General features: G+C 63.1%; 21 protein-coding genes. 15 read left to right on the top strand and 6 right to left on the bottom strand.

Going from position 1 to position 24,111, the window contains the following annotated elements; genetic code table 11:
- Window positions 1–15: 15 nt before the first annotated feature.
- The gene (locus ASD31_RS17300; RefSeq protein ID WP_056336496.1) at window positions 16–1,047 is read right to left on the bottom strand and encodes an ABC transporter substrate-binding protein; all 1,032 of its coding nucleotides are present in this window, start codon (window positions 1,045–1,047) and stop codon (window positions 16–18) included.
- Between the two features lie 183 nt (window positions 1,048–1,230).
- On the opposite strand from ASD31_RS17300, the gene ASD31_RS17295 reads away from it, so the two are divergent.
- The 10 genes from ASD31_RS17295 (at window position 1,231) to ASD31_RS17250 (ending at window position 13,874) form a co-directional block, all read left to right on the top strand.
- On the top strand, window positions 1,231–2,238 hold the full coding sequence (locus ASD31_RS17295; RefSeq protein ID WP_056336493.1) for a substrate-binding domain-containing protein: 1,008 nt from the start codon (window positions 1,231–1,233) through the stop codon (window positions 2,236–2,238).
- Between the two features lie 34 nt (window positions 2,239–2,272).
- Complete coding sequence (locus tag ASD31_RS17290; RefSeq protein ID WP_056336491.1) at window positions 2,273–2,752, top strand: DUF1772 domain-containing protein; 480 nt, start codon at window positions 2,273–2,275, stop codon at window positions 2,750–2,752.
- 126 nt (window positions 2,753–2,878) lie between these two features.
- Window positions 2,879–5,818, top strand: coding sequence for an aminotransferase (locus ASD31_RS17285; RefSeq protein WP_056336487.1), 2,940 nt, complete (start codon window positions 2,879–2,881; stop codon window positions 5,816–5,818).
- A 100-nt stretch (window positions 5,819–5,918) separates the two neighbouring features.
- Window positions 5,919–7,589, top strand: coding sequence for an amidohydrolase (locus ASD31_RS17280; RefSeq protein ID WP_056337210.1), 1,671 nt, complete (start codon window positions 5,919–5,921; stop codon window positions 7,587–7,589).
- Between the two features lie 114 nt (window positions 7,590–7,703).
- Window positions 7,704–8,804, top strand: coding sequence for an ABC transporter ATP-binding protein (locus tag ASD31_RS17275; RefSeq protein WP_056336484.1), 1,101 nt, complete (start codon window positions 7,704–7,706; stop codon window positions 8,802–8,804).
- 1 nt (window position 8,805) lies between these two features.
- Window positions 8,806–9,726, top strand: coding sequence for an ABC transporter permease (locus ASD31_RS17270; protein ID WP_056336481.1), 921 nt, complete (start codon window positions 8,806–8,808; stop codon window positions 9,724–9,726).
- A complete protein-coding gene (locus tag ASD31_RS17265) occupies window positions 9,719–10,519 on the top strand; it encodes an ABC transporter permease (protein ID WP_056337208.1) in 801 nt (266 codons plus the stop codon). The genes ASD31_RS17270 and ASD31_RS17265 overlap by 8 nt, the downstream gene beginning before the upstream one ends.
- Before the next feature lie 18 nt (window positions 10,520–10,537).
- Window positions 10,538–11,572: an extracellular solute-binding protein gene (locus ASD31_RS17260; protein ID WP_056336479.1), complete on the top strand. Its 1,035-nt coding sequence runs from the start codon at window positions 10,538–10,540 to the stop codon at window positions 11,570–11,572.
- A 74-nt stretch (window positions 11,573–11,646) separates the two neighbouring features.
- Window positions 11,647–12,678: a histone deacetylase family protein gene (locus ASD31_RS17255; protein ID WP_056336477.1), complete on the top strand. Its 1,032-nt coding sequence runs from the start codon at window positions 11,647–11,649 to the stop codon at window positions 12,676–12,678.
- Between the two features lie 47 nt (window positions 12,679–12,725).
- The gene (locus ASD31_RS17250; RefSeq protein ID WP_056336473.1) at window positions 12,726–13,874 is read left to right on the top strand and encodes a serine hydrolase domain-containing protein; all 1,149 of its coding nucleotides are present in this window, start codon (window positions 12,726–12,728) and stop codon (window positions 13,872–13,874) included.
- A 16-nt stretch (window positions 13,875–13,890) separates the two neighbouring features.
- Here ASD31_RS17250 and ASD31_RS17245 read toward each other — a convergent pair whose 3' ends face one another.
- Window positions 13,891–14,568 (bottom strand): DUF2161 domain-containing phosphodiesterase, encoded by a 678-nt coding sequence (locus tag ASD31_RS17245; RefSeq protein ID WP_056336469.1) that lies wholly within the window; start codon window positions 14,566–14,568, stop codon window positions 13,891–13,893.
- A gap of 183 nt (window positions 14,569–14,751) precedes the next feature.
- Between ASD31_RS17245 and ASD31_RS17240 the strand changes: the two genes are divergently transcribed.
- Window positions 14,752–15,162 carry a DUF4112 domain-containing protein gene (locus ASD31_RS17240; RefSeq protein WP_056336467.1) on the top strand — a complete coding sequence of 137 codons (411 nt, stop codon included), beginning with the start codon at window positions 14,752–14,754 and terminating at the stop codon, window positions 15,160–15,162.
- 13 nt (window positions 15,163–15,175) lie between these two features.
- On the opposite strand, the gene ASD31_RS17235 is transcribed toward ASD31_RS17240, so the two are convergent.
- The 4 genes from ASD31_RS17235 to ASD31_RS17220 all read right to left on the bottom strand — a co-directional run bounded on the left by ASD31_RS17235 (window position 15,176) and on the right by ASD31_RS17220 (window position 18,003).
- A complete protein-coding gene (locus tag ASD31_RS17235) occupies window positions 15,176–15,676 on the bottom strand; it encodes a cupin domain-containing protein (RefSeq protein WP_056336463.1) in 501 nt (166 codons plus the stop codon).
- A gap of 63 nt (window positions 15,677–15,739) precedes the next feature.
- Window positions 15,740–16,216: a GreA/GreB family elongation factor gene (locus tag ASD31_RS17230; protein ID WP_082520604.1), complete on the bottom strand. Its 477-nt coding sequence runs from the start codon at window positions 16,214–16,216 to the stop codon at window positions 15,740–15,742.
- A 183-nt stretch (window positions 16,217–16,399) separates the two neighbouring features.
- Entirely contained in the window at window positions 16,400–17,338 is a 939-nt protein-coding gene (locus tag ASD31_RS17225; RefSeq protein ID WP_056336457.1) for a pyridoxamine 5'-phosphate oxidase family protein, read from the bottom strand.
- Window positions 17,339–17,385: 47 nt separating this feature from the next.
- A complete protein-coding gene (locus ASD31_RS17220; RefSeq protein ID WP_056336455.1) occupies window positions 17,386–18,003 on the bottom strand; it encodes a glutathione S-transferase family protein in 618 nt (205 codons plus the stop codon).
- A gap of 117 nt (window positions 18,004–18,120) precedes the next feature.
- Between ASD31_RS17220 and ASD31_RS17215 the strand changes: the two genes are divergently transcribed.
- The 4 genes from ASD31_RS17215 (at window position 18,121) to ASD31_RS17200 (ending at window position 24,088) form a co-directional block, all read left to right on the top strand.
- Window positions 18,121–19,050, top strand: coding sequence for a LysR family transcriptional regulator (locus ASD31_RS17215; protein ID WP_056336451.1), 930 nt, complete (start codon window positions 18,121–18,123; stop codon window positions 19,048–19,050).
- A 70-nt stretch (window positions 19,051–19,120) separates the two neighbouring features.
- A complete protein-coding gene (locus tag ASD31_RS17210) occupies window positions 19,121–19,723 on the top strand; it encodes a TetR family transcriptional regulator (RefSeq protein ID WP_056336449.1) in 603 nt (200 codons plus the stop codon).
- A gap of 49 nt (window positions 19,724–19,772) precedes the next feature.
- A complete protein-coding gene (locus tag ASD31_RS17205) occupies window positions 19,773–20,918 on the top strand; it encodes an efflux RND transporter periplasmic adaptor subunit (protein WP_056336446.1) in 1,146 nt (381 codons plus the stop codon).
- Between the two features lie 32 nt (window positions 20,919–20,950).
- Window positions 20,951–24,088, top strand: coding sequence for an efflux RND transporter permease subunit (locus ASD31_RS17200; RefSeq protein ID WP_056336443.1), 3,138 nt, complete (start codon window positions 20,951–20,953; stop codon window positions 24,086–24,088).
- Window positions 24,089–24,111 lie beyond the last annotated feature (23 nt).

The following is a 24,111-nucleotide window of genomic DNA, read 5'->3' as shown; positions in this document are numbered from 1 at the left end:
CCCGCTTCGTTCGGGCTAGTTGGCGTTGGCGCTGATCTCGCGGTCCCAGCGCTCGAGCAGTTCCTTGCGCTTGGCCGGATCGCCATAGGTCTTGAAGTCGTAGTCGATCAGCTTGATATCCTCGAAGCGCGGCGCTTCCTTCGGCACTTCGGCGGATTTGTTGGAGGGAAGCTGGAAGGATTTGGCATCCTTCATGCGCGACTGCACCTCCGGCTTCAGCGCCCAGTCATACCAGGTCTTGGCATTGTCGAGGTTCTTGGCGCCCTTGACGATCGACATGGAGCCGATTTCGTAGCCGGTGCCTTCGCATGGCGCGACCGACTTGATGGGGAAACCCTCGACCGTCATCGAAACCGCATCATGCATGAAGACGATGCCGAGCGCGGTTTCACCGCGGGCCGCCGCCTTCACCGGCGCGGAGCCGGACTTGGTATATTGCGAGACATTGTTGTTCAGCTTCTTCAGATAATCAAAGGCCTCATCCTCGCCCATGATCTGCACCAGCGAGGCAAGCGCCGTATAGGCCGTTCCCGAGGAATTCGGATTGGCAATCTGGATTTCGCCCTTGAGAGCCGGGTCGAGCAGATCGGCCCAGCATTTCGGCTCCTTGAAGCCCTTGGTCTTGAAGATTTCGGTATTGTAGCCCCAGCCAAGCGCTCCGGCATAGATGCCAACGGTCTTGTAGCCGGCGCTTTCGGCCTGGCTTTTCGCCCAATCCTGCAACTGGTCGAACAGAGGCGACTTGTATTCCTGGGTCAGGTCCTCGGACGCTGCCTGCAGATGGGGGTCGCCGGTGCCGCCCCACCAGATATCCGTCTTCGGATTGCGGGATTCCGCACGGATCTTCGCATAGGTCTCGCCGGACGACAGGCGTACCATACTGACCTTGATGTCGCTGTGCGCCTTTTCGAAATCGCCTTTCATCTGCTCGCAGATGACGACATCGGCCGAGCAGATCAGGTTGAGATCGCCCGCGGCCTGGGCGCCAAAGGCGGACAGGACCGTTCCGGCCGCAAGGGCGGCGCCGGCAATATATGTTGAACCCATGAAATTCCCTCCTGTTGAATCGGCGCCTCCACGCCGTCGCCTTTTTGCAAGCGTGTGCAAATGCTGCATGAGAGTGTAACGGCTGTCAAACATTTTCTTTAAAATCGTTGCGGTGCAAAAAGAGTGTGCGCTTGCACGCAATTGCAGAATTGTGCAAAGTAAATGCCGTGGATGGAGTCCGGCATGTCGCAGAAGCTGTTCGTCAGTGCCCAGGAGGTTGCCGAGAGGGCCGGCGTTTCCCGCTCGGCGGTATCGCGCACTTTTACCTCCGGTGCCAGCGTTTCGCCGAAGACCCGGCAGAAGGTGCTGGATGCGGCCGATGCACTCGGTTACCACGTCAATCATCTTGCGCGTGGGCTGATGCGCAACGAAAGCGGCATCGTCTGCCTGATCGTATCTGAAATCGGTACGCCCTACCGCTCGGCACTGATCCGGGCGCTTACACAGCAGCTGCAGAATACCGGCAAGATCGCCATGCTGATCAATACGGACCGGTCCGACGGAAGCGTCGATCTGGCGCTTCGCCAGGCGATCCGCTACCGGGCCGATGCCTCGATCATCCTGTCGGGCCTGCCGGACAAGTCGATCACCGATCTCTGCCTGAAGAATGGCCAGAGGATCGTTCTGATCAACCGCGACGACGACCGGGAAGGGCCGCTTAGGATCAATCTCGACGACGAGGACGCCGCCGCGCGGATCGCGACCGCCTTCGTGCGGGCCGGCTGTCGGCGGCTTGCCTTTGCCAATTCGCAGGCCGGAACGCCCAGCCTGATGGCGCGCGAGCGCGGCTTCGTCGCCGCTGCCCGGGGGCTCGGGCTGGAGGTCGTCGTGGAGCGTTTCGGCCATACCGGTTACGAGAGCGGCCGGGCCGTCGCCCAGCAGTTGCTCACCCGCAAGGAGCGGCCCGATGCGATATTCTGCGCGACCGATCTTCTTGCCTGCGGCCTGATGGATGCGGCCCGCCACCAGTTTTCCATTTCGGTGCCGGACCAGCTGTGCGTCGCGGGTTTCGACGATATCGAACAGGCGTCCTGGTCATCCTATCAGCTCACGACCTTTGCCCAGCCCGTGGATATCATCGCCCGCGCGGCGGTGTCCTGGCTTTCTCAGGAAACGGAGGCGCAACCGGAAAACCGATCCGTGCGCCTGCATGCCGATCTGGTCTGGCGCAGTTCGATCCGGGGCGGTTGAATAGGCCGCAACAGACCTCTGAGAAAGCGAAACAATGGCTGGACTTCTTCCTTCTTTGACATTTCTTGCAGCACTTGGCGCCGGGCTCAATGCCGGCCTGTTTTTCATTTTCTCCGTCTGCATCATGACCGCCCTTTCGCGGCTGCCTGCCGAACAGGGCATCGCCGCCATGCAGGCGGTCAATGTCGTGATCCTCAATCCGCTGTTCATGCTTGCCTTCATGGGGACGGCGGTGCTGGCGCTGCTCCTGGTCATCGGCGGGTTTGTCGTCGGCGGACCGGCGCGTCTCTATCTGGTTGCCGGCGGTCTTCTGTTCCTTGGCGGCACGATCCTGGTGACCATTGTCTTCAACGTGCCGATGAACAATGCGCTGGAGGCCGCGCGTCCGGATAGCGAAGAGGCCGCACGCCTCTGGGCCGGCTATCTCACCGACTGGGTCCGCTGGAACCATGTGCGTACCCTGTCGTCCATCGGGGCCCTCGGCTGTTTCCTCATGGCCTTCAGAACGGCCTGATCCGGAAGAGCGCCCGTCGCGTCCCCATCCGCGACCGCATGTCTTTCGGCGGCTGCATTGCCCGTTTGCCGTCCACCCCTCGTTCGTGCCACACAGGGCCGTATCCGATTCCAGGGAGAGGAAAGATTGGGAGAAGCTTTTTTGCGGCGGGCTCTGTTGTCACGGCCTGATGTCACCATCGAGGACGCGGCCCGCGTCGCTGCCGGGCACTACGGCCTGACCGGGCCGATCGTCGAGCTGGGAAGCCAGCAGGACCGGAATTTTCGCATCGAAACGCCACAGGGCCGGTTTGTCCTGAAGATCAGCCGCGCCGATTATGCCACCGTGGAGCTTGAGGCGCAGAACGCCGCCTTGCGCCACATCGCCGGCAAGACTGGCAAGAGTGGGAAGACCGGCATGCCGCAGGTGCCGGGCGTGGTCGCCAGCATTGACGGCGCCGATATCCTGTCGGTAACGATCGGCGGGGAAGCCTGCCAGGTCCGCCTGCTCGACTATATCGAAGGCGAGCCGCTGACGCAGCGCAAGCACCTGTCCGCCACCACCATTGCGGCACTCGGCGAACTTGGCGGACGCCTGGCGCTCGGGCTTTCGGACTTCCGCCATCCGGGCCTTTCCCGCGCACTTCAATGGGATCTGCGCCATGCCGAGCCGGTCGTCCGCCGGCTCCTGTCGGCGGTGCGGGACGAGGGCAGGAAGGCGCGCATTACCGAGGCGATGGCCGATGCGTCGCGCCGTATCGACGGCCTGAAAGCGGATTTGCGCCTGCAGGCGATCCATCACGACGTCACCGACGACAATGTCGTCAGCCGGCCGGACGAAAGCGGCCGTCCGATACCGGGTGGCGTCATCGACTTCGGCGATATCATCGAAGGCTGGCTCGTCGCCGATCTTGCCGTCACCTGTGCCTCGCTGCTCCACCATGTCGATGGTAATCCTTTCGGCATCCTGCCCGCCATCCGCGCCTTCCATGCCGTCTTCCCGCTCAACGAGGCGGAGTTGCGGGCGCTTTGGCCACTGGTCGTGGCGCGTGCCGCGGTGCTGGTCGCAAGCAGCGAACAGCAATTGGCGCTCGATCCCGAAAACACCTATGTCAGTGGCAATATCGAGCATGAGCGGCTGATTTTCGACATCGCCGTCTCGGTGCCGCCGGCGTTGATGGAAACGGCGATCCTCCAGGCCCTGGGGCGCAACCCGATCGTCGCCAATCAGCCGATATCCGGCGCCCGTCTCCTGCCGCGGATCGACCCGACGCAGGTGGGGATCATCGCGCTCGATCCGCAGAGCCCGCTTTTCGACGGCACGGACTGGCCGTCGTCCGGTCTCGAAGCGACGCTCCTTGCGGCTGCGGCCTTTCCCGTCGCGGCGACGCGTTACGGCGAGCACCGGCTGACCCGAACCGCGCTGCTTTCCCCCAAACCCTCCGCGACATTCGCGCTCCATGTGGAATTGCTGCTGCCGGCGGGCACTGAGGTGGTTGCGTCCTTTGCCGGCGAAGGCCGATCGGTTGGCGCGGGCATCGTGCTGGTCGGAGATGATGTTACCCTCCATCTGGCCGGGATCGCGCCCGCGCCGGGTCATAAGGTCCGCTTCGAGCGTGGCGACATACTGGGCGTCGTCGCAGGCGCTGCCAGTGAGAAGGGCAGGCTTCACGTGCAGCTCTGCCGCGATCCTGATATCGCGCCGCCGGCCTTCTGCCTGCCGGGCCAGGCGGAGGCATGGTCGGTGCTCTGCCCGTCGCCCGCCGGTCTTTTGGGCTTCGATTGCGACGCGCCGGCGCCTGAGGGTGCCGCCCTTCTTGCCCGCCGCGAGCGCCATTTCGCCCGGCCGCAGAAGAATTATTACGCCGCGCCGCCGCAGATCGAGCGCGGGCTTCGCGAACATATGGTCGATGTCGAGGGGCGCGCCTATCTCGACATGGTCAACAATGTCACGATCCTTGGCCATGGCCATCCGCGCCTTGCCGAAGCCGTCCACCGGCAATGGCAGCGGCTCAACACCAATTCGCGCTTTCACTATGCCTCGGTGGCCGCTTTTTCCGAGAGGCTGGCGAAAATGGCGCCGGAAGGGCTCGACACGGTTTTCCTGGTTAATAGCGGCTCGGAAGCCAATGACCTTGCGCTCAGGCTTGCCTGGGCGGCAAGCGGTGCCCGCAACATGCTCTGCCTGCTCGAAGCCTATCACGGCTGGACGGTGGCGAGCGACGCGGTCTCCACCTCGATCGCCGACAATCCGAATGCCCTGACGACACGCCCGGACTGGGTGCACCCGGTGCCGTCGCCCAATACCTATCGCGGCCCCTTCCGCGGACCGGGCTCCACAGCCGATTATGTGGCTGCCGTGAGGCCGGTGCTCGATGCGCTGGATGCACAAGGCGAAGGCCTTGCCGGCTTCATCTGCGAATGCGTCTACGGCAATGCTGGCGGCATTCCGCTGCCGCCGGGCTACCTGAAGGAGATTTACGCCCAGGTGCGGGCCCGTGGCGGCCTCTGCATCGCCGACGAGGTGCAGGTCGGCTACGGCCGTCTCGGTCATCATTTCTGGGGCTTCGAACAGCAGGGCGTGGCTCCCGACATCATCACCGTCGCCAAGGGCATGGGCAACGGCCATCCGCTCGGTGCCGTCATCACCACCCGGGCGATTGCCGATGCGCTGGAAAAGGAAGGCTATTTCTTCTCCTCCGCCGGTGGCAGCCCGGTCAGTTCCGTTGTTGGCATGACCGTCCTCGACATCATGCGCGACGAGGGCCTGCAGGAGAATGCCCGCGACACCGGCGAGCATCTGAAGCGCCGCCTCAAGGCGCTCGGCCAGCGCTTTGCGCTTGTCGGGGCAGTGCATGGCATGGGCCTTTATCTCGGGCTGGAATTCGTCCGCGACCGCGAGACGCTGGTGCCGGCGACCGAAGAAACGGCGGCGATCTGCGACCGCCTGCTCGAACTCGGCGTCATCATGCAGCCCACAGGCGATCACCTGAACGTCCTGAAGATCAAGCCGCCGCTTTGCCTCACCCGCGAAAGCGCCGACTTTTTCGCCGACATGCTGGAGCGCGTGCTTTCGGAGGGCTGGTAAGCAAATGCCTATTGAATTTGGCCTGTCAAATTTGCCCGGTTGAATTTGGGCAGCGGATCGGCTTAGCTCGCGCTTTCTCTTTTGATTGCGCGAGCTCATCATGACCCAGACGGCCGATATCATCATTCTCAATGGGCGCGTCCTGACGCTTGACGGCGACAATCCGCGCGCCGAGGCCGTGGCGCTCGCCGCCGGCCGGATCGTCATGGTCGGCGCCCGGGATGAGATCGAAGCATTGCGCGGCGAGGGTACCCAGGTCATCGATGCCAATGGCGGCTCGGTGCTTCCGGGATTTTCCGAAAACCACATGCATCTGTTTTCCGGTGCCGCCGAACTCGATCATCTCCAGCTTGCCGGCGTGAGCGGACTGCCGGCCCTGACGAAAGCGGTGCGTGCCTATGCAGCAAGCCGCAGCGGCGAAAAAGTCCTGTTCGGACAGGGAGCGGATTATACCATCCTCGGCGATAGCGACCGGCTGACCCGCCGGCATCTCGACGACATTCTTCCCGACCAGCCGCTGGCGCTGGTCGCGCCGGATCACCACACCGTCTGGGCCAATACGAAAGCGCTCGAACTTGCCGGGCTGCTCCATGGGAAAGACGTCGGCCCCGGCAACGAGGTCGTCATGGGGAAGGATGGGCTGGCGACCGGCGAATTGCGCGAGATGGAGGCCTTCGGTCCGGTGCTGGCGGCCGGCGGCTTCGACCGTTACCGGCTCGGTTTGTCCACAGGCGGCGAGCCCGATCCCTATCCGGATGCCGAGGTCTTTCGCCGGGACATGGCGGTCATGCGGCGCGGGATCGACTATTGCGCCAGCCACGGCATCACCACCATCCAGAACATGGATGGCAATCTCTACCAGCTGGAACTGCTGGCGGCGATCGAGAAGGAAGACGGCGGCCTTAAGTGCCGGGTATCGATCCCCTTCCACTTCAAGAATTTCATGTCGCTCGACATGCTGGAAAAAGCCTCGGATCTGGCCCGCCGCTTCGATAGCGACTGGCTGTCTTCCGGCGTCGTCAAGCTGTTCTATGACGGCGTGCTCGACAGCTGGACGGCGGTGATGGTCGAACCCTATGCCGACAAGCCGGGCGATTGCGGCGAGGGCCTGTTCACGCCCGAGACTTTTCGCGCTGTTGCGGTAGAGGCCGATCGGCGCGGCCTGCAGATCGCCGTTCATGCCATCGGCGACGGGGCCGTGCGGGCGGTGCTCGACGGCTATGAGGCGGCACGGCAGGCAAACGGCGCCCGCGACAGCCGCCATCGCATCGAGCATATCGAAGTGGTGCACCCGGACGACATCAGGCGCTTTGCCGAACTCGGCGTCATCGCCTCGATGCAGCCGCCGCATCCGCCGGGCTGCGCCGGCGTGCCGCTGGAGCCCACCGTCTCGCGCATCGGCCGCCATCGCTGGCCATGGAGCTATGCCTGGCGGACGTTGAAGGAGGCCGGCGCCCATCTTTGCTTTGCGTCCGACTGGCCCGTTTCGCCGATCGACCCGCTTGTCGGCATCGAGGCGGCCGTGACCCGCAAGTGCTGGGCAGAAACCGACCCGGACCAGTCCTTCTCGCTCATGGAAGCGCTTTCCGCCTATTGCGTCGAGGGTGCCTATGCGCAGTTCAAGGAGGACCGAAAGGGCAGGGTAAAAAAGGGCTATCTCGCCGATCTCGTCATCCTTGACCGCAACCTTGAGGAGGTGCCCCCGGAGGCCATGCATGAGGTGAGGCCGGTCACGACCATCTGCGGCGGCCGCGTCAGTTTTTCCGCCTGATAAATATTTTTTGCCGACAACGAGAATCCGGTTGTCAATGCGTGGGGCCTGTGGTCACCTAGCGCCAAGCCGAAAAGGCGGGAACAGCAGTTGATGTGATGGTGAGTACCGCAGATGGCGGATGTGAACGCGGTCGAAATACGTAATGTTTCCAAGATATTCGGTTATGGCGAATTTGCCTTTGCCGCCGTCGATTCAGCGTCGGTCTCTATCCGCCAGAACGAATTCTTCACGCTTCTCGGCCCGTCCGGCTGCGGCAAGACGACCCTGCTGCGGCTGATCGCCGGCTTCGAGTTTCCCACATCCGGTGAGATCATGCTGAATGGCGAGAATATCGCCGCCATGCCGCCGTTCAAGCGGCCGATCAACACGGTTTTCCAGAGCTATGCGCTGTTTCCGCATATGACGGTGGCCGAAAATATCGGCTTCGGGCTGACCATGCTCGGCAGGCCCAAGCAGGAGGTCAGGGACCGCGTCGCCGCCATGCTGAAACTGGTGCGCATGGAGGCGCTGGCGGACCGGCGCACCAGCCAGATTTCCGGTGGCCAGCAACAGCGCGTGGCGCTGGCGCGAGCGCTTGCCCCGCAGCCGAAGGTGCTGCTCCTCGACGAGCCGCTCTCGGCGCTGGACTACAAGCTGCGCAAGGATATGCAGATCGAACTGAAGCGGCTGCAGGCGGAAACCGGCATCACCTTCATCTTCGTCACCCATGATCAGGAGGAAGCCCTGACCATGTCGGACCGGATCACGGTCATGTCGTCCGGCCGCATCCTGCAGGTCGGCAATCCGCGCGAGATTTATGACGCGCCGTCGGATCGCTTCGTTGCCGATTTCATCGGCGAGACCAATTTCCTGAAGGGCCGGATCGAAACGCTGGCAGGCGGCGTTGCGACCGTCGACACGGAGGTCGCCGGCAGGATATCGGCCACAGTTCCCACGGACTTCCACCCGCAGGGCGAGGTAACTGTGGTGCTGCGACCGGAGCATGCCACGCTTTGCGCGCCCGACCAGCCCGGCGCCTCCCAGATGACAGGAACGCTGGAGACGATCGTCTATTTCGGTACCGACACGCATTATCATGTCCGACTTTCGGACGGCGAGAGCCTGTTTATCCTGCGTGAGCAGAACAAGCCGCTGCAGACAGCGCGGTTTGCCGAAGGCGACAGGGTCGGCATCGCGCTTGAGGCCAATGCCGCCCGGGTCTTGAGGAACTGAGATGACCCAGCCGGCCGGACCGATCGACGCCGAACAGAGCCGGGATATCCGCAAGCGCTGGCTGCTTTCGCTTCCCGCCCTCTTGATCATTCTCGTCGCCGCCTCCGGCCCGCTGCTGATCGTCCTTCTCTATTCCTTCCTGACGCCCGGCCCCTATGGCGATGTCGCCTGGCGGTTCTCGCTCGAGGGTTGGATCGGCGTGGTTCTGGAAAAGGATATATTCGATGACACGCTGTCGCTGGCCGATGCGCATGTCTCGATCTTCCTGCGTTCTGCCGGCCTGTCGCTGATGACAACCGTGCTGACACTTCTTGTTGGTTTTCCGACGGCCTATTTCATCGCCACCCGTCCGGAAAGAAGCCGCGAGCTCTGGCTGTTCCTGATCACCATCCCGTTCTGGACCAATCTGCTCATCCGCACTTTCGCCATCCTGGAGATCATCCGCAATGAGGGCTTGATCAACACATTGCTGATCGATCTCGGCCTGATCGGCAGGCCAATGCAGATGCTGTTCACCGACGGCGCCATTCTGGTCGGCATGGTCTATGTCTATCTGCCGCTGATGGTGCTGCCGCTCTATGCCAGCATGGAAAAACTCGACTTCCGCCTCGTCGAGGCCGGCTACGATCTCTATGCGACGCCGTTCCGGGTGCTCCGGCGGATCATCATTCCGCTCGTCAAGCCGGGCATCGTCGCCGGCTCCATCCTTGTCTTCATTCCCGCGCTCGGCGCCTATGTCACGCCCAGCATTCTCGGCGGCGGCAAGAACCTGATGCTCGGAAACCTGATCGAATTGCAGTTCGGGCAGGGCCGCAACTGGCCGCTCGGCTCGGCCCTGTCGATCACCCTGATGCTGATCGTCATGGTGGCGCTGCTGTTTTATGTCCGCAATGCGGGTTCGCAAGGGGCGCGGCATGGCTAAGGCTTTTTCGGTCCAGCGCCAGAGGGGCTTTACGGCCATCGCCATCGGCTGTTTCTTCGCGCTCTACCTGCCGATCATCGTGCTGGTCTTCTACGCCTTCAATGCCGGTGAATCGCTCTCTTCCTTCGATGGCTTCTCCCTGCGCTGGTTTGCCCGGGCCTTTGAAAACCAGCAGGTGATCGACGCCTCGCTGCGCTCGCTGCAGATCGCCGCCGTGGCCGCCACCGTCGCCACGATCGCCGCGACCATGGCGGCGCTGGCGACCACGCGAACCGAACCCTACCGCGGTCTGACGCTGAAATATGCCTTCATCAACCAGCCGCTGATGATCCCGGAAATCGTCACCGCCGTGGCGCTGCTGATCTTCTTTGCCCGCATCAAGATCTGGACCGGCTATTCCGGCCTCGGTTATCTCATTGCCGCCCATACGGCTTTCTGCATCCCCTTTGCCTATCTGCCGATCCGGGCGCGGCTGGAGAATATGGACCTGACGCTGGAAAAGGCGGCCGCCGATCTCTACGCGACGCCGTGGAAGGCCTTCCGCTACGTGACGCTGCCGCTGCTCTGGCCCGGCATTCTTGCCGGCTTCATGCTTGCCTTCGTCATCTCGCTTGATGATGTGGTCATCACCCAATTCGTCAAATCCGCCGGCCAGGATACCCTGCCGACCTATATGCTCGGCCAGATCCGCCGCACCATCACGCCGGAAATGAACGCGATTTCGACAGTGTTCCTGCTTTTGTCGATCGGCGTCGTCACGGTGTTCTTTTTCGTCAATCGAAAACGCGTCTAACAGAAAGGGAACAGCAACATGAAATGCATGACCGCGACCATGGCCTTGACGGCCGCACTTCTGGCGTCGACGGGCCTTGCCCGTGCCGAGGGCGAACTCAACATCTACAATTGGGGCAATTACACCAGCCCCGAAATGATCAAGAAGTTCGAGGATGAATACAAGGTCAAGGTGACCATCACCGACTATGATTCCAACGACACGGCTCTTGCCAAGGTGCGCCAGGGGGGCTCCGGCTTCGACATGGTCGTGCCGTCGCAGAACTATATTCCGATCTGGATTTCCGAGGGCCTTTTCCTCGAAACCAATCCGAGCCAGATGGAGAATTTCAAGAACGTCGCCAAGGAATGGGTGGATCCGGAATTCGACAGGGGCCGCAAATATACGGTGCCGTGGGCGATGGGCACGGTCGGGACCGTCGTCAACACCGACGTCTATAAGGGAGACATCAATACCTGGGCCATCATCTTCGACACGCCGGACGAACTGAAGGGCAAGGTCAATGTCGTTCCGGAAATGAACGACGTGATGGACGCCGCGGTGCTCTATAACGGCGGCACCAAATGCACCGGCGACCTCACGATCCTCAAGAAGGTGCGCGATACGCTGATCAAGGCCAAGCCCGATTGGGTGGCGATGGAATACGGCACGGTCGAGAAGATGGGCTCGGGGGATTTCTCCGCATCCAGCGACTGGAACGGCTCGGCCTTCCGCCAGCGCCTGAAGAACCCGGCCATCAAATATGGCTACCCCAAGGAAGGCTTTGTCGGCTGGAGCGATAATCTTGCCGTGCTCAAGGACGCCAAGAACGTCGAGAACGCCAAGCTCTTCCAGAACTTCATGATGGACCCGGAAAATGCTGGCATGAATTCCGGCTTTCATCGTTATGCCAACGGCATAGCCGGTTCCGACGAATTCATGCCGGCCGACATGAAGGGCGCTCCGGAGATCGATATTCCGGCGGAATTCGCCGGAAATGCCGTTCCCTCCATGACCTGCCCGCCGGAGGTCCAGGAACTCTATACGAAGATCTGGACCGAACTGCAGAAATAGGCCTTCGATACGACACCCCGCGTCTGACGCGCGGGGTGTCCCACCAGCCGACGCGTATCCCCAAGAGTATCGCCATGAAAACTGTCTTTTCGCCCCGCCATCGCGGCCATGCCGACCAGTCCGAACTAGTCGCCGGCGCCATCGTTCCCGGCTATGAGCTGACCTCGCGCGCGGAATATGTCTGCGACCGCATCCGCACCGTCGGGCTCGGGCCGATCTTCGAACCCCAGGATCACGACCTGACGACCGCTGCCCGCGTACACCGCCAGGATTATCTCGACTTCCTGCCGACGATCTGGAACCGCTGGACGGCCGAAGGCCGCTCCGGCACGGCACTGCCCTATGCCTGGCCGACGCGCGGACTTCGCGGCGACGTGCCGCCGGAATTCATCGATGGCCTGCTCGGCTATTACTCCTTCGATGCCGGCTGCGGTATCGTCGAGGGCTCCTGGGATGCGATCAAATCCTCGCATGACACGGCGCTGACGGCGGCCGATCTGGTCGAGGAGGGCGAGCGCGCCGCCTTCGCGCTCTGCCGGCCCCCCGGCCATCATGCCGGCTCGGCTTTCATGGGCGGCTACTGCTATATCAACAATGCGGCCGTGGCGGCGCAGCGCTTCCGCGACAACGGCGCCAAGCGCGTTTCCATCCTCGATGTCGACTATCACCATGGCAACGGCACGCAGGAAATCTTCTATTCCCGCGCCGATGTGCAGGTGATCAACCTGCATGCCGATCCGATGCAGGAATATCCCTATTTTCTCGGCCATGCGAATGAGCGCGGTTCAGGCGAGGGCGAAGGCTACAACCTCAATTATCCGATGCGCTTCGGGACCGACTGGGCGCGCTGGAGCGAGACGCTGGAAGAGGCCTGCGGCAAGCTCGTCGCCTATAATCCGGATGTCGTCGTGGTCTCGCTCGGCGTCGATACGTTCGAGAAGGATCCGATCAGCCAGTTCAGGCTGAAGACCGAACATTACCCCCGGATCGGCGAGCGCATCGCCCGGCTGAACCTGCCGACCCTGTTCGTCATGGAAGGCGGCTATGCGGTCGCCGAAATCGGCGTCAATGCGGTGGGCGTGCTCACCGGTTTCGAAGGCGCCTGACGGCCGTCCGCTTTGCGGCCCGGCGATCGTGTTGAAGGATGCAGGCAATGACGGATTTCAAGCGCCGCGACGTGACGCTCGCCAATTGGCGCACGGCCCCCTTTTGCCGATGGTCCTTCCAGAATGTCGGCGAAATCGTGCCCTCGGCGGTCATCGAAGCGAACCGCCGGGACGAGCCGCCGGCGCTTTCCCTCGGCGCGCTTGCAGCCCTCGAGATCACCGGGCTCGACGGCGCGCCGCAAACGCTCGATGCCTTTCTGAGCGCAACCGAAACCGATGAACTCGTCGTCATGCGGGAAGGCCGCATCGTCGCGGAATGGTCTGCGGATCATTCCGATCCCCATCGCCCGCATATCATCTTCTCCGTCTCAAAATCACTGACCGCCCTTCTTGCCGGCATCCTTTCGGCAAAGGGCCGCCTGTCGTTCGACAGGCCCGTCGTCGATTACCTGCCGGAGATCGCCGGTTCGGCCTATGCGGATGCCACCGTGCAGCAATTGTTCGACATGGAAGTCAGCGTCGATTTCGTCGAGGATTATCTGGATAAATCCGGCGGCTATGAGCGCTACCGGCGCGCCACCGCGTGGAACCCCGACCGACCGGAGGACCCGGCGCCGGATCTGCCGGAATTTCTCCGCAGCATCGGCAAGGGCACCGAGCCGCATGGCACACGACATGCCTATCGCTCGCCCAATACCGATCTCGCAGGCATCGTTCTCGAGCGTGCCGGCGGCATGCGTCTTGCGGAGATGATGAGCCTGTATCTGTGGAAACCGCTGGGCGCCCGGTCCGATGCCATGGTCACTGTCGATCGCATCGGCACGGCGCGGGCTGCCGGCGGCATGTCGGTCACCGCCCGGGACCTGGGGCTTGCCGGCGACCTCGTCCGCCGGAAGGGTGCCGGTCTCGTCGAGCCGGAATGGGTCGAGGATCTCTGGACCGGCGGCAGCCGCGAAACCTGGGCGAAGGGCGACCAGGCGGACCTTTTTCCGCAGGGAAGCTATCGCAACTACTGGTATGAGACAGAGGGCGGGGAGCTTGCCGCGATCGGTATTCACGGCCAGTGGATCTGGATCGATCCCTCGACGCACACGGTCATCGTCAAGCTTTCCTCGCAGGCGCAACCGACCGATGCGGCACTCGATCAGGCGATCGTAGCAATGCTGCGCAGGATCTCCGCCGCCTCAGCGGTCTAAGCCGCCGAAACCCGGACTATCCGATTTTTATGGCGGACTCGTCCGCGGCAGGCGGCCAGCGTAAAAGCGCCTCAGCGCCGGCCAGGGTCAGGCCGTAGATGCCACGATCGATGCGTTCGAACCAGCCATAGACATTATCCCGCAAGATCGCCCCGGCCTTGGGAGCGAGAGCCTTCAGGTCGCGGGGGCGCAAGGGACCGTCACGCATGGCGGCGGCGCAGGCAAGAGCCTGCTGGCGATAGGCGGTCATGATCGGCGCGCGCGTGCTGCCGCCGACGGTGGGGTCGCCCTTCCGGCGCCGGTGTTCATCGACCAGCCGCGAGCGCTTGCGCGTATTTCTGCGCGGCAGGGCGGAGATGGGGCTCACGAGAATATCGACCTGTCCGCTATCGGCCACCCCAAGCATGCCGAAACCCAATCGGCGGCAGAGGTCGCGGTAGCGCCGGTCGCTTTCGCGTCCCTTGCCCTTCGCCGAAACACGTGCTGCGATCCACACCTCGTCGCTGGCCGCGGCCCTGTCGACCGCCTGCAGGATCAGTTCGAGATTGAAGCTGAGCTTGAGTTCGCAGATCACCACGATCGGCGGTTCGCCGTCACTGAGCCCGACCAGGTCGCAGCCGGCGATCTCGCCCTTGACGCTATAGCCGGCCGCTTCGAGAAAGCGCTTGATCGGCAGATAAAGCGTGGTCTCCATTCCCGTCCTTAAAATCACGAAAGCAATCGCCCGGGTTTTAAGCCTTTTGCGGCGCAGATCAATATCGGCATGTGGATGCGCGGATGGCGACGATGGGACTTCCTCCAGGAACTTGTGCCGCAGCCCGGCATTTACCATCTGAAAGGGAGATGCCGTCATCGAGGCGGCGCGAAAAGGAAAACCATGACAAGCACAGACCAGGCCTTCAGCTTCCGCGGCTATTCATCGGAATTCGACCATGCGGAGCGATTGCGTCGGTTGCGCCGGTTGAATGCGGCGGCGCGCCTGATGGATACGGCGCTGCGCATTCCCGGAACCAATATCCGCTTCGGCGCCGATTCCGTGCTGGGGCTGCTTCCCGTGGTTGGCGATGCCGGCGGCGCCTTGATCGGCCTCGCTATCGTCAACGAGGCGCGCAGGCTGGGCGTGCCACGGCACAAGATCGTCAGGATGCTCTACAATCTCGGCATCGACGCGGCCGTCGGCACGGTGCCGGTGGTGGGCGACGTGTTCGATCTTTATTTCAAATCGCACAAACGCAACATCCGGTTGATTCTCGATCATTTTGGAATGGACCAGGCGGATCTCAGATAGGCGGATCATCCGCCTATCGGCTCGCCCACAGCCGGCTTGCCGCCCCGCCCCTGCCTTCGATCGGGTCGGCCTTTGGCAGGGCCACGGCACGAATGGCCGCAAAATCTTCCTCCTTGGCTGGCTCCGTCCTGATGTCCGCCTCCTGCCCCGGGGGATAGGCGCCGATCACCAGGAAATCCGGATCGGCGCTGATGCGGCAATGACCGGTACCAGCCGGCAGGAGCAGGCAGTCACCGGCCGAAACCTCGATCTTGCGACCGTCCGGTCCGCCGATCAGAAGACAGGCCTCACCACGCGCTATGCCGAGCACCTCATGAGCGCGCGTATGATAATGCTGATAGGAATAGACGCCGTCTCGCCAGCAGCCCTTCCAGCCGTTTTCCAAAAACCGCGCTTCGAATGCCTTTGCCAGCTCCGTCTCTCCCGCCAGGGCGCGGTGGTAGACGATCACCGGCAGGGCCGGATTGTTCGGTATGCCTTCACTCGGCGTGAGCAGGAAATCCTCGATCCGCATTTGTCATCCTCCCTGTCCAGATCGTCGGCCTTTCAATTCTTCGGCAAACTTCGCGTTCAGGCGTCATCGATTTTCGGATTCGATCGACAGGATCGAAATCTCTTCGTCCCGCCCGGCGGCATCGAATTCGACGATCTCGCCGACGCCGGCGCCCTCCAGAGCCTGGGCGAGGGGCGAGGTCCAGGCGATCGCTCCGGAAGACGGATCGGCCTCATCCTCGCCGACAATACGTATCCGGCTGGCCTTGCCGTTGCGTTGGATCACGACGGTGGTTGCGAACCTGACGACGGTCGGGTGAGGGCTCGGCTCAACGATCTCCATCGTTGCGCGTCTTGCATCCCAATAGCGCAGGTCGCGCCTCAAGGCAGAGAGGGCTGAGATTTCACCACCTGCCTCCAGTTGTCCGGTCAGCGTCGCGATCATCTCTTCGATCTGCCTGGCGCCTTGCCGGGTCACGAGATTGCGCGCAGCGCTCACTGCCCGCTCCGGAACGGGGGGAGGAGGCGCGTCGTCGATTTCCCGGGTAAAGGCTCGGCTCATCCTGTCTCTCCGCTATGGCGTCCCGAATGCTCCCTGTCGCGGGAAGCGCCATCGACAGCTTTAACGCGTGGAAGCCGGTTCGGTTCGAACAATGGCGTGCGGGAGTGCGGTTTGCAACCGCTTCATCCTCCCCAAGCCCGGCATGGGATGAGCGTCGTACCACGCCATAGTCCGGAAAGCGGATCAGCGATGCCGGGCCGGAAGTGCGTGCATGCGCAGCGGCAAGACGTCCGGTCGGCGCACGATATGGCGCGGCGTGAAGCGCCAGAGGCGTTCGGCGCCCGGGAAGCTTGCGACCTCCGGCCCCTCCGGTATTACCTCCGCCAGGCCGGAGAGCTGCAGCAGTTCGCCCGTCTCGAAATCGGCAAAGACGAGGCCGGCCCGGCCATTGATGAGGATATTGCCGAGCGTGTTGAAAAACAGGTTGCCGGCAAAATCCGGGATCGTCAGCGCTCCATCCTCTCCGATCCGCACGAAACCGGGCGCGCCGCCGCGATGCGAGACATCGACCTGCCGGCCCTTCTGTTCCGGATCGGCATAGGACGCGACGAAGAATGTATCGGCTTCGCCAATCAGCCGGCGCGCCGGCGGGTCGAGATGATCGAGCCACGCCGGACCGGCGCTGGAGGGCATGGACGGCGCGCGGGTGAAGGCAAAATCCCGCGGCTGGATATAGCGCGGGCAATTGCCATAGGACTGCCCGACCTCGATCTCGAAGCGGCCCGGTCCCTCTCGCCGGATTGTGCCGTTCAGCCGATTGCGGCGGCGCGTCTGCAGTTCGATGCCGAGCAGGCCGATGGCTTGGCCGTCTTCCATTCCCATATCGGCGGGATCGTCCGGAGCGCGGCCAAGCGTGACGCACAGAGAATGGGGATCCGGGCTTTGCAGGAAGCCCGGTTGGCCGGCGCGCAAGCTTGCCCATGCATTCCCCGCGTCATCGACGGTGCCGAGAACCACGAAGGGAAGCTGGGTATAAAAGGCGCGGTGCTGGTCGATCAGGTGATCGCGCAGCACCCGCCGGCCGATCTCGTCCATCCGCACTGCCACGCCGGCCTGTTGCTGAAGGGCGATTTCGCCGGCATGCCAGGGGGAATCCGCTTCTGTCGGGATTTTGGAGAGCATTGCGAACACCTGTCGTGAAGGATGGTGAGCAGGATCGTTTTTTGTGATCAGGCCGGCTCAGAGATGCCGGCGGCGCTCTTCTGGAAGCCGACAAAGCCGGGAAGCGCTTCGATGCGCCCCAGCCAGGCTTTGACATGGGCATAGACGCCAAGATCGACGTTGCCTTCCGGAGCGCGGGCGACATAGCTGTAGAGGGCGATGTCGGCGATGGTCGGGTGATCGGCCGCTATCCAGAGGCGTCGGCCCAGCTCCGTGTCCATCCGCGTGAGGACGGTATGGGCGCGAGCAACCACTTCATCCGCATCGAATTTGGCACCGAAGACAGTAACGAGCCGGGCGGCGGCGGGGCCATAGGCAATCTCGCCGGCAGCGACCGAAAGCCAGCGCTGCACGGCCGCGGCACCCTTTGGGTCTTCCGGAAGCCAGTTTTCCGCCCCGTGCTTCTTGGCAAGATAAACCAGGATGGCATTGGAATCGGCAATCACGATGCCGTCGTCGTCGAGCACCGGGACCTGACCGAACGGATTGAGCGTCAGGAAGTCCGGCGCCTTGTGGGCGCGTGCGGCCAGGTCGACCTCGATCAGCTGCGCATCGACGCCGATGAGCGACAGGAACAGCCGGGCGCGGTGGGCGTGGCCGGACAGGGGGTGATGGTAGAGCTTCATCGCAATCTCCAGTTTGGGTCGTCGCCAAGAGCATGTTTCTTTCCCAAGGAAGATAGAAGTGCGATAATGAACAAGAGATCATTCCACTTGGCGGAATAATCTCGATGGAGACGTGATATGGACAGGCTGCAGGCCATGCGGGTGCTGGTGAAAGTGGCGGAGGCCGGCAGCTTCGCCGGCGCGGCCCGCGCGCTCAATATGAGCCCGCCCGCCGTCACCCGCGCCATCGCCTATCTGGAAGAATTGACCGGCGCACGGCTCTTCCTGCGTTCGACGCGAAGCGTGAAGCTGACGGCGCCGGGCAGCCGCTATGTCGAGGATTGTCGCAATATCCTCGCCGATATCGAGGAGGCCGAGGCTTCGGCCGGCGGCTCCCATGCCACGCCCACCGGCCTGTTGACGGTGACGGCCCCTGTCCTGTTCGGCCAGATCTACGTCATGCCGGCGCTGACCGCCTTTCTCACCGCCCATCCGGCGGTGACCGGACGCGTGCTTCTCTTCGACCGGGTGGTCAATCTGGTGGAGGAGGGCATCGATGTCGCGCTGCGGATCGGCCATCTGCCGGATTCCGGCTACACGGCCATCAAGATCGGCAGCGTCCGCCGGGTGATCTGCGCCGCGCCCTCCTATTTCGAGGATCACCCCGTGCCGCAGGTGCCGGCCGATCTCGCCGGCCACACGATCATCGCCAATACCGGGTCTTCCGCGCCGCTCGACTGGCGCTTCGGCGCCGAGCAGAAGACCGGCGTCGCCCTCCAGCCGCGGCTGTTCTGCAATACCGTGGAGGCATCGATTTCGGCGGCCGCCAGCGGCTGGGGCCTGGCGCGGGCGCTCTCCTATCAGGTGGCGCCGGCCGTTGCCGAGGGACGCCTGATGATTGTTCTTGCCGATCACGAGGAGCCGCCCCTGCCGGTTCATGTCATTCATGCCGAGGGTCGCCATGTCTCTGCCAAGACCCGCGCCTTCGTCGATTTCCTGGTGACACGCATGCGCGCCATCATCGAAAACCAGCGAGCGGCGACGTCCGGAGAGACGATTCCGCGTTGACAGATCCGTGGTTTCGAATTACGACTGACGAAATATGAAATTCGTCAGTCTTAATTCGTGAGAGGGAATCATGGACGAGAGCGCCGATATCATCGATGCCATCCGTCAGGAGAATATGACGAAAATACTGGACAGCGGCGAGCGGCTGTTCCGGCATTTCGGCTATGCCAAGACCAATGTTGCCGACATCGCCCGCGATCTCGGCATGTCGCCGGCCAATATCTATCGTTTTTTCTCCTCGAAGACCGAAATCCACCAGGCCATTTGTTTGCGGATGCTCGACGGCATCTACCACCAGGCCGTGGAGATCACGCAATTGCCGATCAGCGCCGCCGATCGCCTGCGCCAATATGTGCAGGCGCAGTACCAGTTCACCCTGGCGGCCATGCTCGATCATGAAAAAGTCCATGAGATGGTCGTCGTCGCCATCGAGCGCGACTGGCACGTCATCGAGAAACATATCGATCGCCTGCATGACCTGATCGAGGAAATGATCCGCCAGGGTATCGCGGCCGGCGAGTTCGCCGATCAGGACCCGGTCATGGCCTCCAGGTGTTTCGGGGCCGCGACGCTTGGCCTCTGCCATCCGCAGATGGTGGCCCAATGTCTTTCCAAGGAAAACCGGGCGATGCCCGACGACCTCATCGAATTTGCAATCAAGGCCTTGAGGTGAGCCGACCGGCTCGCCCATCGAAAATTTTCAAGTGATCAGGAGCGCGAGCATGTCTTCGCCCAGCCAGTCCCGTCTTCGCCTGCCTTTTCTTTTCCTGCCGGTTTTCGCCGCCCTTGCACTTTCCGCCTGCTCGCAGGAGAAGGCCGAGGCGCCGCAGGTCGTGCGCCCGGTCAAGGTGATCGAGATCGCCAGGGCCGACAATATACGCGAACTGCACTATGCTGGCGCGGTGCGCGCCCGTACCGAAATGAATCTCGGCTTCCGCGTCGCCGGCAAGATCACCGAACGTCTCGTCGATATCGGCCAGCGCGTGAAGGCCGGCGATCCTCTCGCCCGGATCGATCCGACGGATTACGAGCTTGCGGTGAACAGCGCCAAGGCCAGCCTCGATGCCGCCGAACGGCAGGTGGAGACGGCGCAACTGGCCCGCAGCCGCGCCGAGCAGCTGTTCGCCAAGAATGTGTCGCCCAAGGCGCAGCTGGAGCAGGCCGTGCTCAATTACGACCAGGCCGTCGCCACCCGCGATACGGCCCGCTCCAGTCTGGACCAGGCGAAGAACCAGGTCCGCTATGCCGAGCTCAGATCCGACCACAACGGCATCGTCACCGCCGTCAATGCCGATATCGGCCAGGTCGTCGGTTCGGGGACGCCGGTGCTCACCGTTGCCGTCGATGGCGGCAAGGAAGTGCTGATCGCCGTGCCGGAAACCGAGATTGCCCAGTTCAAGCCCGGCAATGCCGTGGAAGTCCGTTTCTGGTCGAGCGCCAAGCTGGTGCTCGAAGGCAAGATCCGCGAGATCGCCGGCAGCGCCGACCCGCAGTCGCGCACGTTTGCCGTGCGCATCAGCCTGCCGGACGATCCGGGTGTCCTGCTCGGCATGACGGCTGGCATCGAAGCCACGGTCGAAGCCGGGCCGCAGACGGTATCCCTGCCGCTCAGCGCCCTTGCCCAACAGGATGATCGGCCGATCGTCTGGCGGGTGGATCGCGCGGAAGCGACCGTGCATGCCCATCCGGTCGAGATCGCCGGCTTTACCGACGACGGTGTCCGCATCGCCAAGGGCCTGGAAGCGGGCGACATGGTGGTGTCCGCCGGCACCCAGTTCATGACCGAGGGCCTGAAGGTGAAGATCGGCGAGCAACCCGGTCATGAAACCGCATCGACTGCCACCGGCAATGGCGCGCTTCTGCGCTGAACCTAAAGACCATCGAAAGCGGAACCACGCCGATGACCTCCTCGACCGGTGAAAAGCAAGGCTTCAATCTCTCGCGCTGGGCGATCACCCATCCCAGCATCGGGCGCTTCCTGTTCGGCCTGATCCTCGTTGCCGGCGTGCTCGGCCTGATGCGCATGGGCCAGAAGGAAGATCCGGATTTCACCTTCCGCGTCATGGTGGTGCAGGCAGTCTGGCCGGGCGCCTCGATCAAGGACATGGAAGACCAGGTCGTCAACAAGATCGAGCGCAAGCTGCAGGAAACGCCGCATCTGGATTTCGTGCGCTCCTTCACCCGCTCCGGCAGCGCTATCATCACCCTGCAGGTCAAGGGCGATACCAATGCCGCTGACGTGGCCGATGCCTTCTACCAGGCACGCAAGAAGGTCGGCGATATCGCAAATGAATTGCCGCAGGGCCTGCTCGGCCCCTATTTCAACGACGAGTTCGGCGATACCTTCATTACGCTGCATTCCCTGAGCGGCGAGGGCTACAGCTATCCCGAACTGAAGGACTTCGCCATCCGGGCGCGCGACATGCTCTTGACGACGCCGGGCGTCGAAAAGGCCGTCATCATCGGCGACCAGGCCGAGAAGATCTATATCGACATACCGTCCAAGGTGCTCGCCGCGCGCGGCCTGACGCTCACCGATATTCAGGCGGCGATCAGCGGCCAGAACGCGGTCGATCCGGCGGGCTCGGTCGATACCGGCACGCGCTCGGTGCGCATTTCGGTCGATGGTGGCGTCACCAGTGCCGATGACATCCGCGAGCTTCGGCTGCGCGCCGGCAATGAGGTGACCCGTCTGGGCGATATCGCCACCGTGACCTCCGGCCTCGTGGACCCTTACCAGCGCAAATTCCTCTTCAACGGTCACAACAGCGTCCAGATCGGCGTGGTGATGGCCAAGGGCTTCAACGTCACCGATGTCGGTGCCGCCGTCGAGGAGACCTATCAGCGGTTCGAGGCTTCTCTGCCCTATGGCGTCGCCGTCGACCAGATCGCCAACCAGCCTGAGGTCGTCACCGAGGCGATCGGCGAATTCATGAAGGCGCTGGCCGAGGCGCTGGTGATCGTCCTTGTCGTGTCCTTCCTGTCGATCGGCTGGCGCTCGGGCCTCGTCATCGCCATCGCCATTCCGCTCGTCCTCGCCGCCACCTTTGCCATCATGTACGAACTCGGCATCGACCTGCAGCGCATTTCGCTCGGCGCCCTCATCATCGCGCTCGGCCTTCTGGTCGATGATGCGATGATCGTCGTGGAGATGATGGAGCGAAAGCTTGAGGAGGGTCTCGACAAGATCGATGCGGCGAGCTTTGCCTATTCCTCGACGGCCTTTCCGATGCTGACCGGCACGCTGATCACCACCGCCGGCTTCATTCCGGTCGGCTTCGCAGCCTCGACCGCCGGCGAATATGTGCGCTCGCTGTTTTATGTCGTCGGCATCGCGCTGGTCGTGTCCTGGTTCGTCGCGGTCTATTTCACGCCCTGGCTCGGCCACATGATCCTCAAGCAGAGGCCGCATGCGGGCGTCCATCACGATGTCTTCGACACGCGGTTCTATCGCCGCCTGCGCGCCACTGTCGGCTGGGCCGTGCGCCACCGGATCATCGTGCTGTCGCTCACGCTCGTCACCTTCATGGCCAGCCTCTGGGCCTTCCAGTTCATTCCGAAGAATTTCTTTCCGCAATCCTCGCGCCCGGAAATCCTCGTCGATCTCTGGCTGCCGGAAGGCACCAGCATCAGGGAGGTCGAGACGCAGGCGAAGGCGCTGGAGGACAAGATCGCCGGCGACGAGGACAAGAAATTCGTCGCCACCTATATCGGCGAAGGCGCGCCACGCTTCTTCCTGCCGCTCGACCAGCAGCTGCGCAATCCGAATTTCGCCCAATTGCTCGTCATGGCAAAGGACGAGCCGGCCCGCGAGCGGCTGATCGTCAAGCTGCGCGATATCCTTGCTAAGGATTTTCCCGACATCCGCGGCAAGGTCGATCGCCTCTTCCTCGGGCCGCCTACGGGCTGGCCGGTGCAGATGCGCGTCACCGGCCCGGACCGCGAAGAGGTTCGCCGCATTGCCGATCAGGTCAAGGCGAAATTTGCAGAAACCCCCGAACTCGGCGCCATCCACGATGACTGGCTGGAGCCGGTGCCCGCCATGAAGCTGGTGATCGACCAGGACCGCGCCCGGGCGCTCGGCGTCACCTCGCAGCGCATCCGCCAGATGCTGCAGGCCACCATGTCCGGCGCGCCGCTCGGTGATCTCCGCGATGGTGAGGAGACCGTTTCCATCGTCGCCCGCGAACCGGAGGCCAGCCGCCAGCTGCTGTCGTCGGTCGATTCCATCTATATCCCGACGGATTTCGGCAGTTTCGTGCCGCTTTCCCAGGTGGCCAAGGTCGTTCCGGTTCTCGAACAGGGCATCGAATGGCGCCGCAACCGCCTGCCGACGATCACGGTGCGCGGCACGCTTCCGGACGGCGTCCAGCCCAATGACGTGGCGATGCAGATCCATGCCGACATGAAGCCGCTGCGTGACAGCCTCGCACCCGGCTATAGCGTGGAAATCCAGGGCGGTGCCGAGGATGCGGCGGAAAGCCAGCAGTCGATCGCCGACAAGGCGCCGATCATGCTGGCGGTCATCGTCCTCCTGCTGATGATCCAGCTGCAGCATTTCGGCAAGGCCATGCTGGTGCTGGCGACCGGCCCGCTCGGCATTATCGGTGCGGCCGCAGCCCTTCTGATCAGCGGCGCCCCCTTCGGCTTCGTCGCCATCCTCGGCGTCATCGCGCTGCTCGGCATCATCATGCGCAACTCCATCATCCTCGTCGACCAGATCGACCAGGACATCGCCGCCGGCATGGAGCGCACCGAGGCGATCATTGGCTCGGCCGTGCGCCGCTTCCGGCCGATCGTTTTGACGGCGATGACGGCGGTGCTGGCGCTGATCCCGATTTCGCGCGGCGTCTTCTGGGGCCCGCTCGCCTATGCGATGATGGGCGGCATCCTCGTCGCCACCGTCCTGACCATCCTGGTCCTGCCGGCAGGATATGCCCTGTTCTTCGGCCGCGAACCGAAGCGCAAGGATGAGCCGGAACAGACAGCCGGCGGCGGCGAGCCGGAGCAGCATTATCCGGCGCTGGCCGCCGAATAAGCCCGGAAGTTGATCATTTCAAA

This window comes from Rhizobium sp. Root482, assembly GCF_001426565.1.
GTDB lineage: Bacteria > Pseudomonadota > Alphaproteobacteria > Rhizobiales > Rhizobiaceae > Pararhizobium.
The sequence above is the reverse complement of the archived record's forward strand: the minus strand, read 5'-3'. Positions and strand labels throughout refer to the sequence as shown.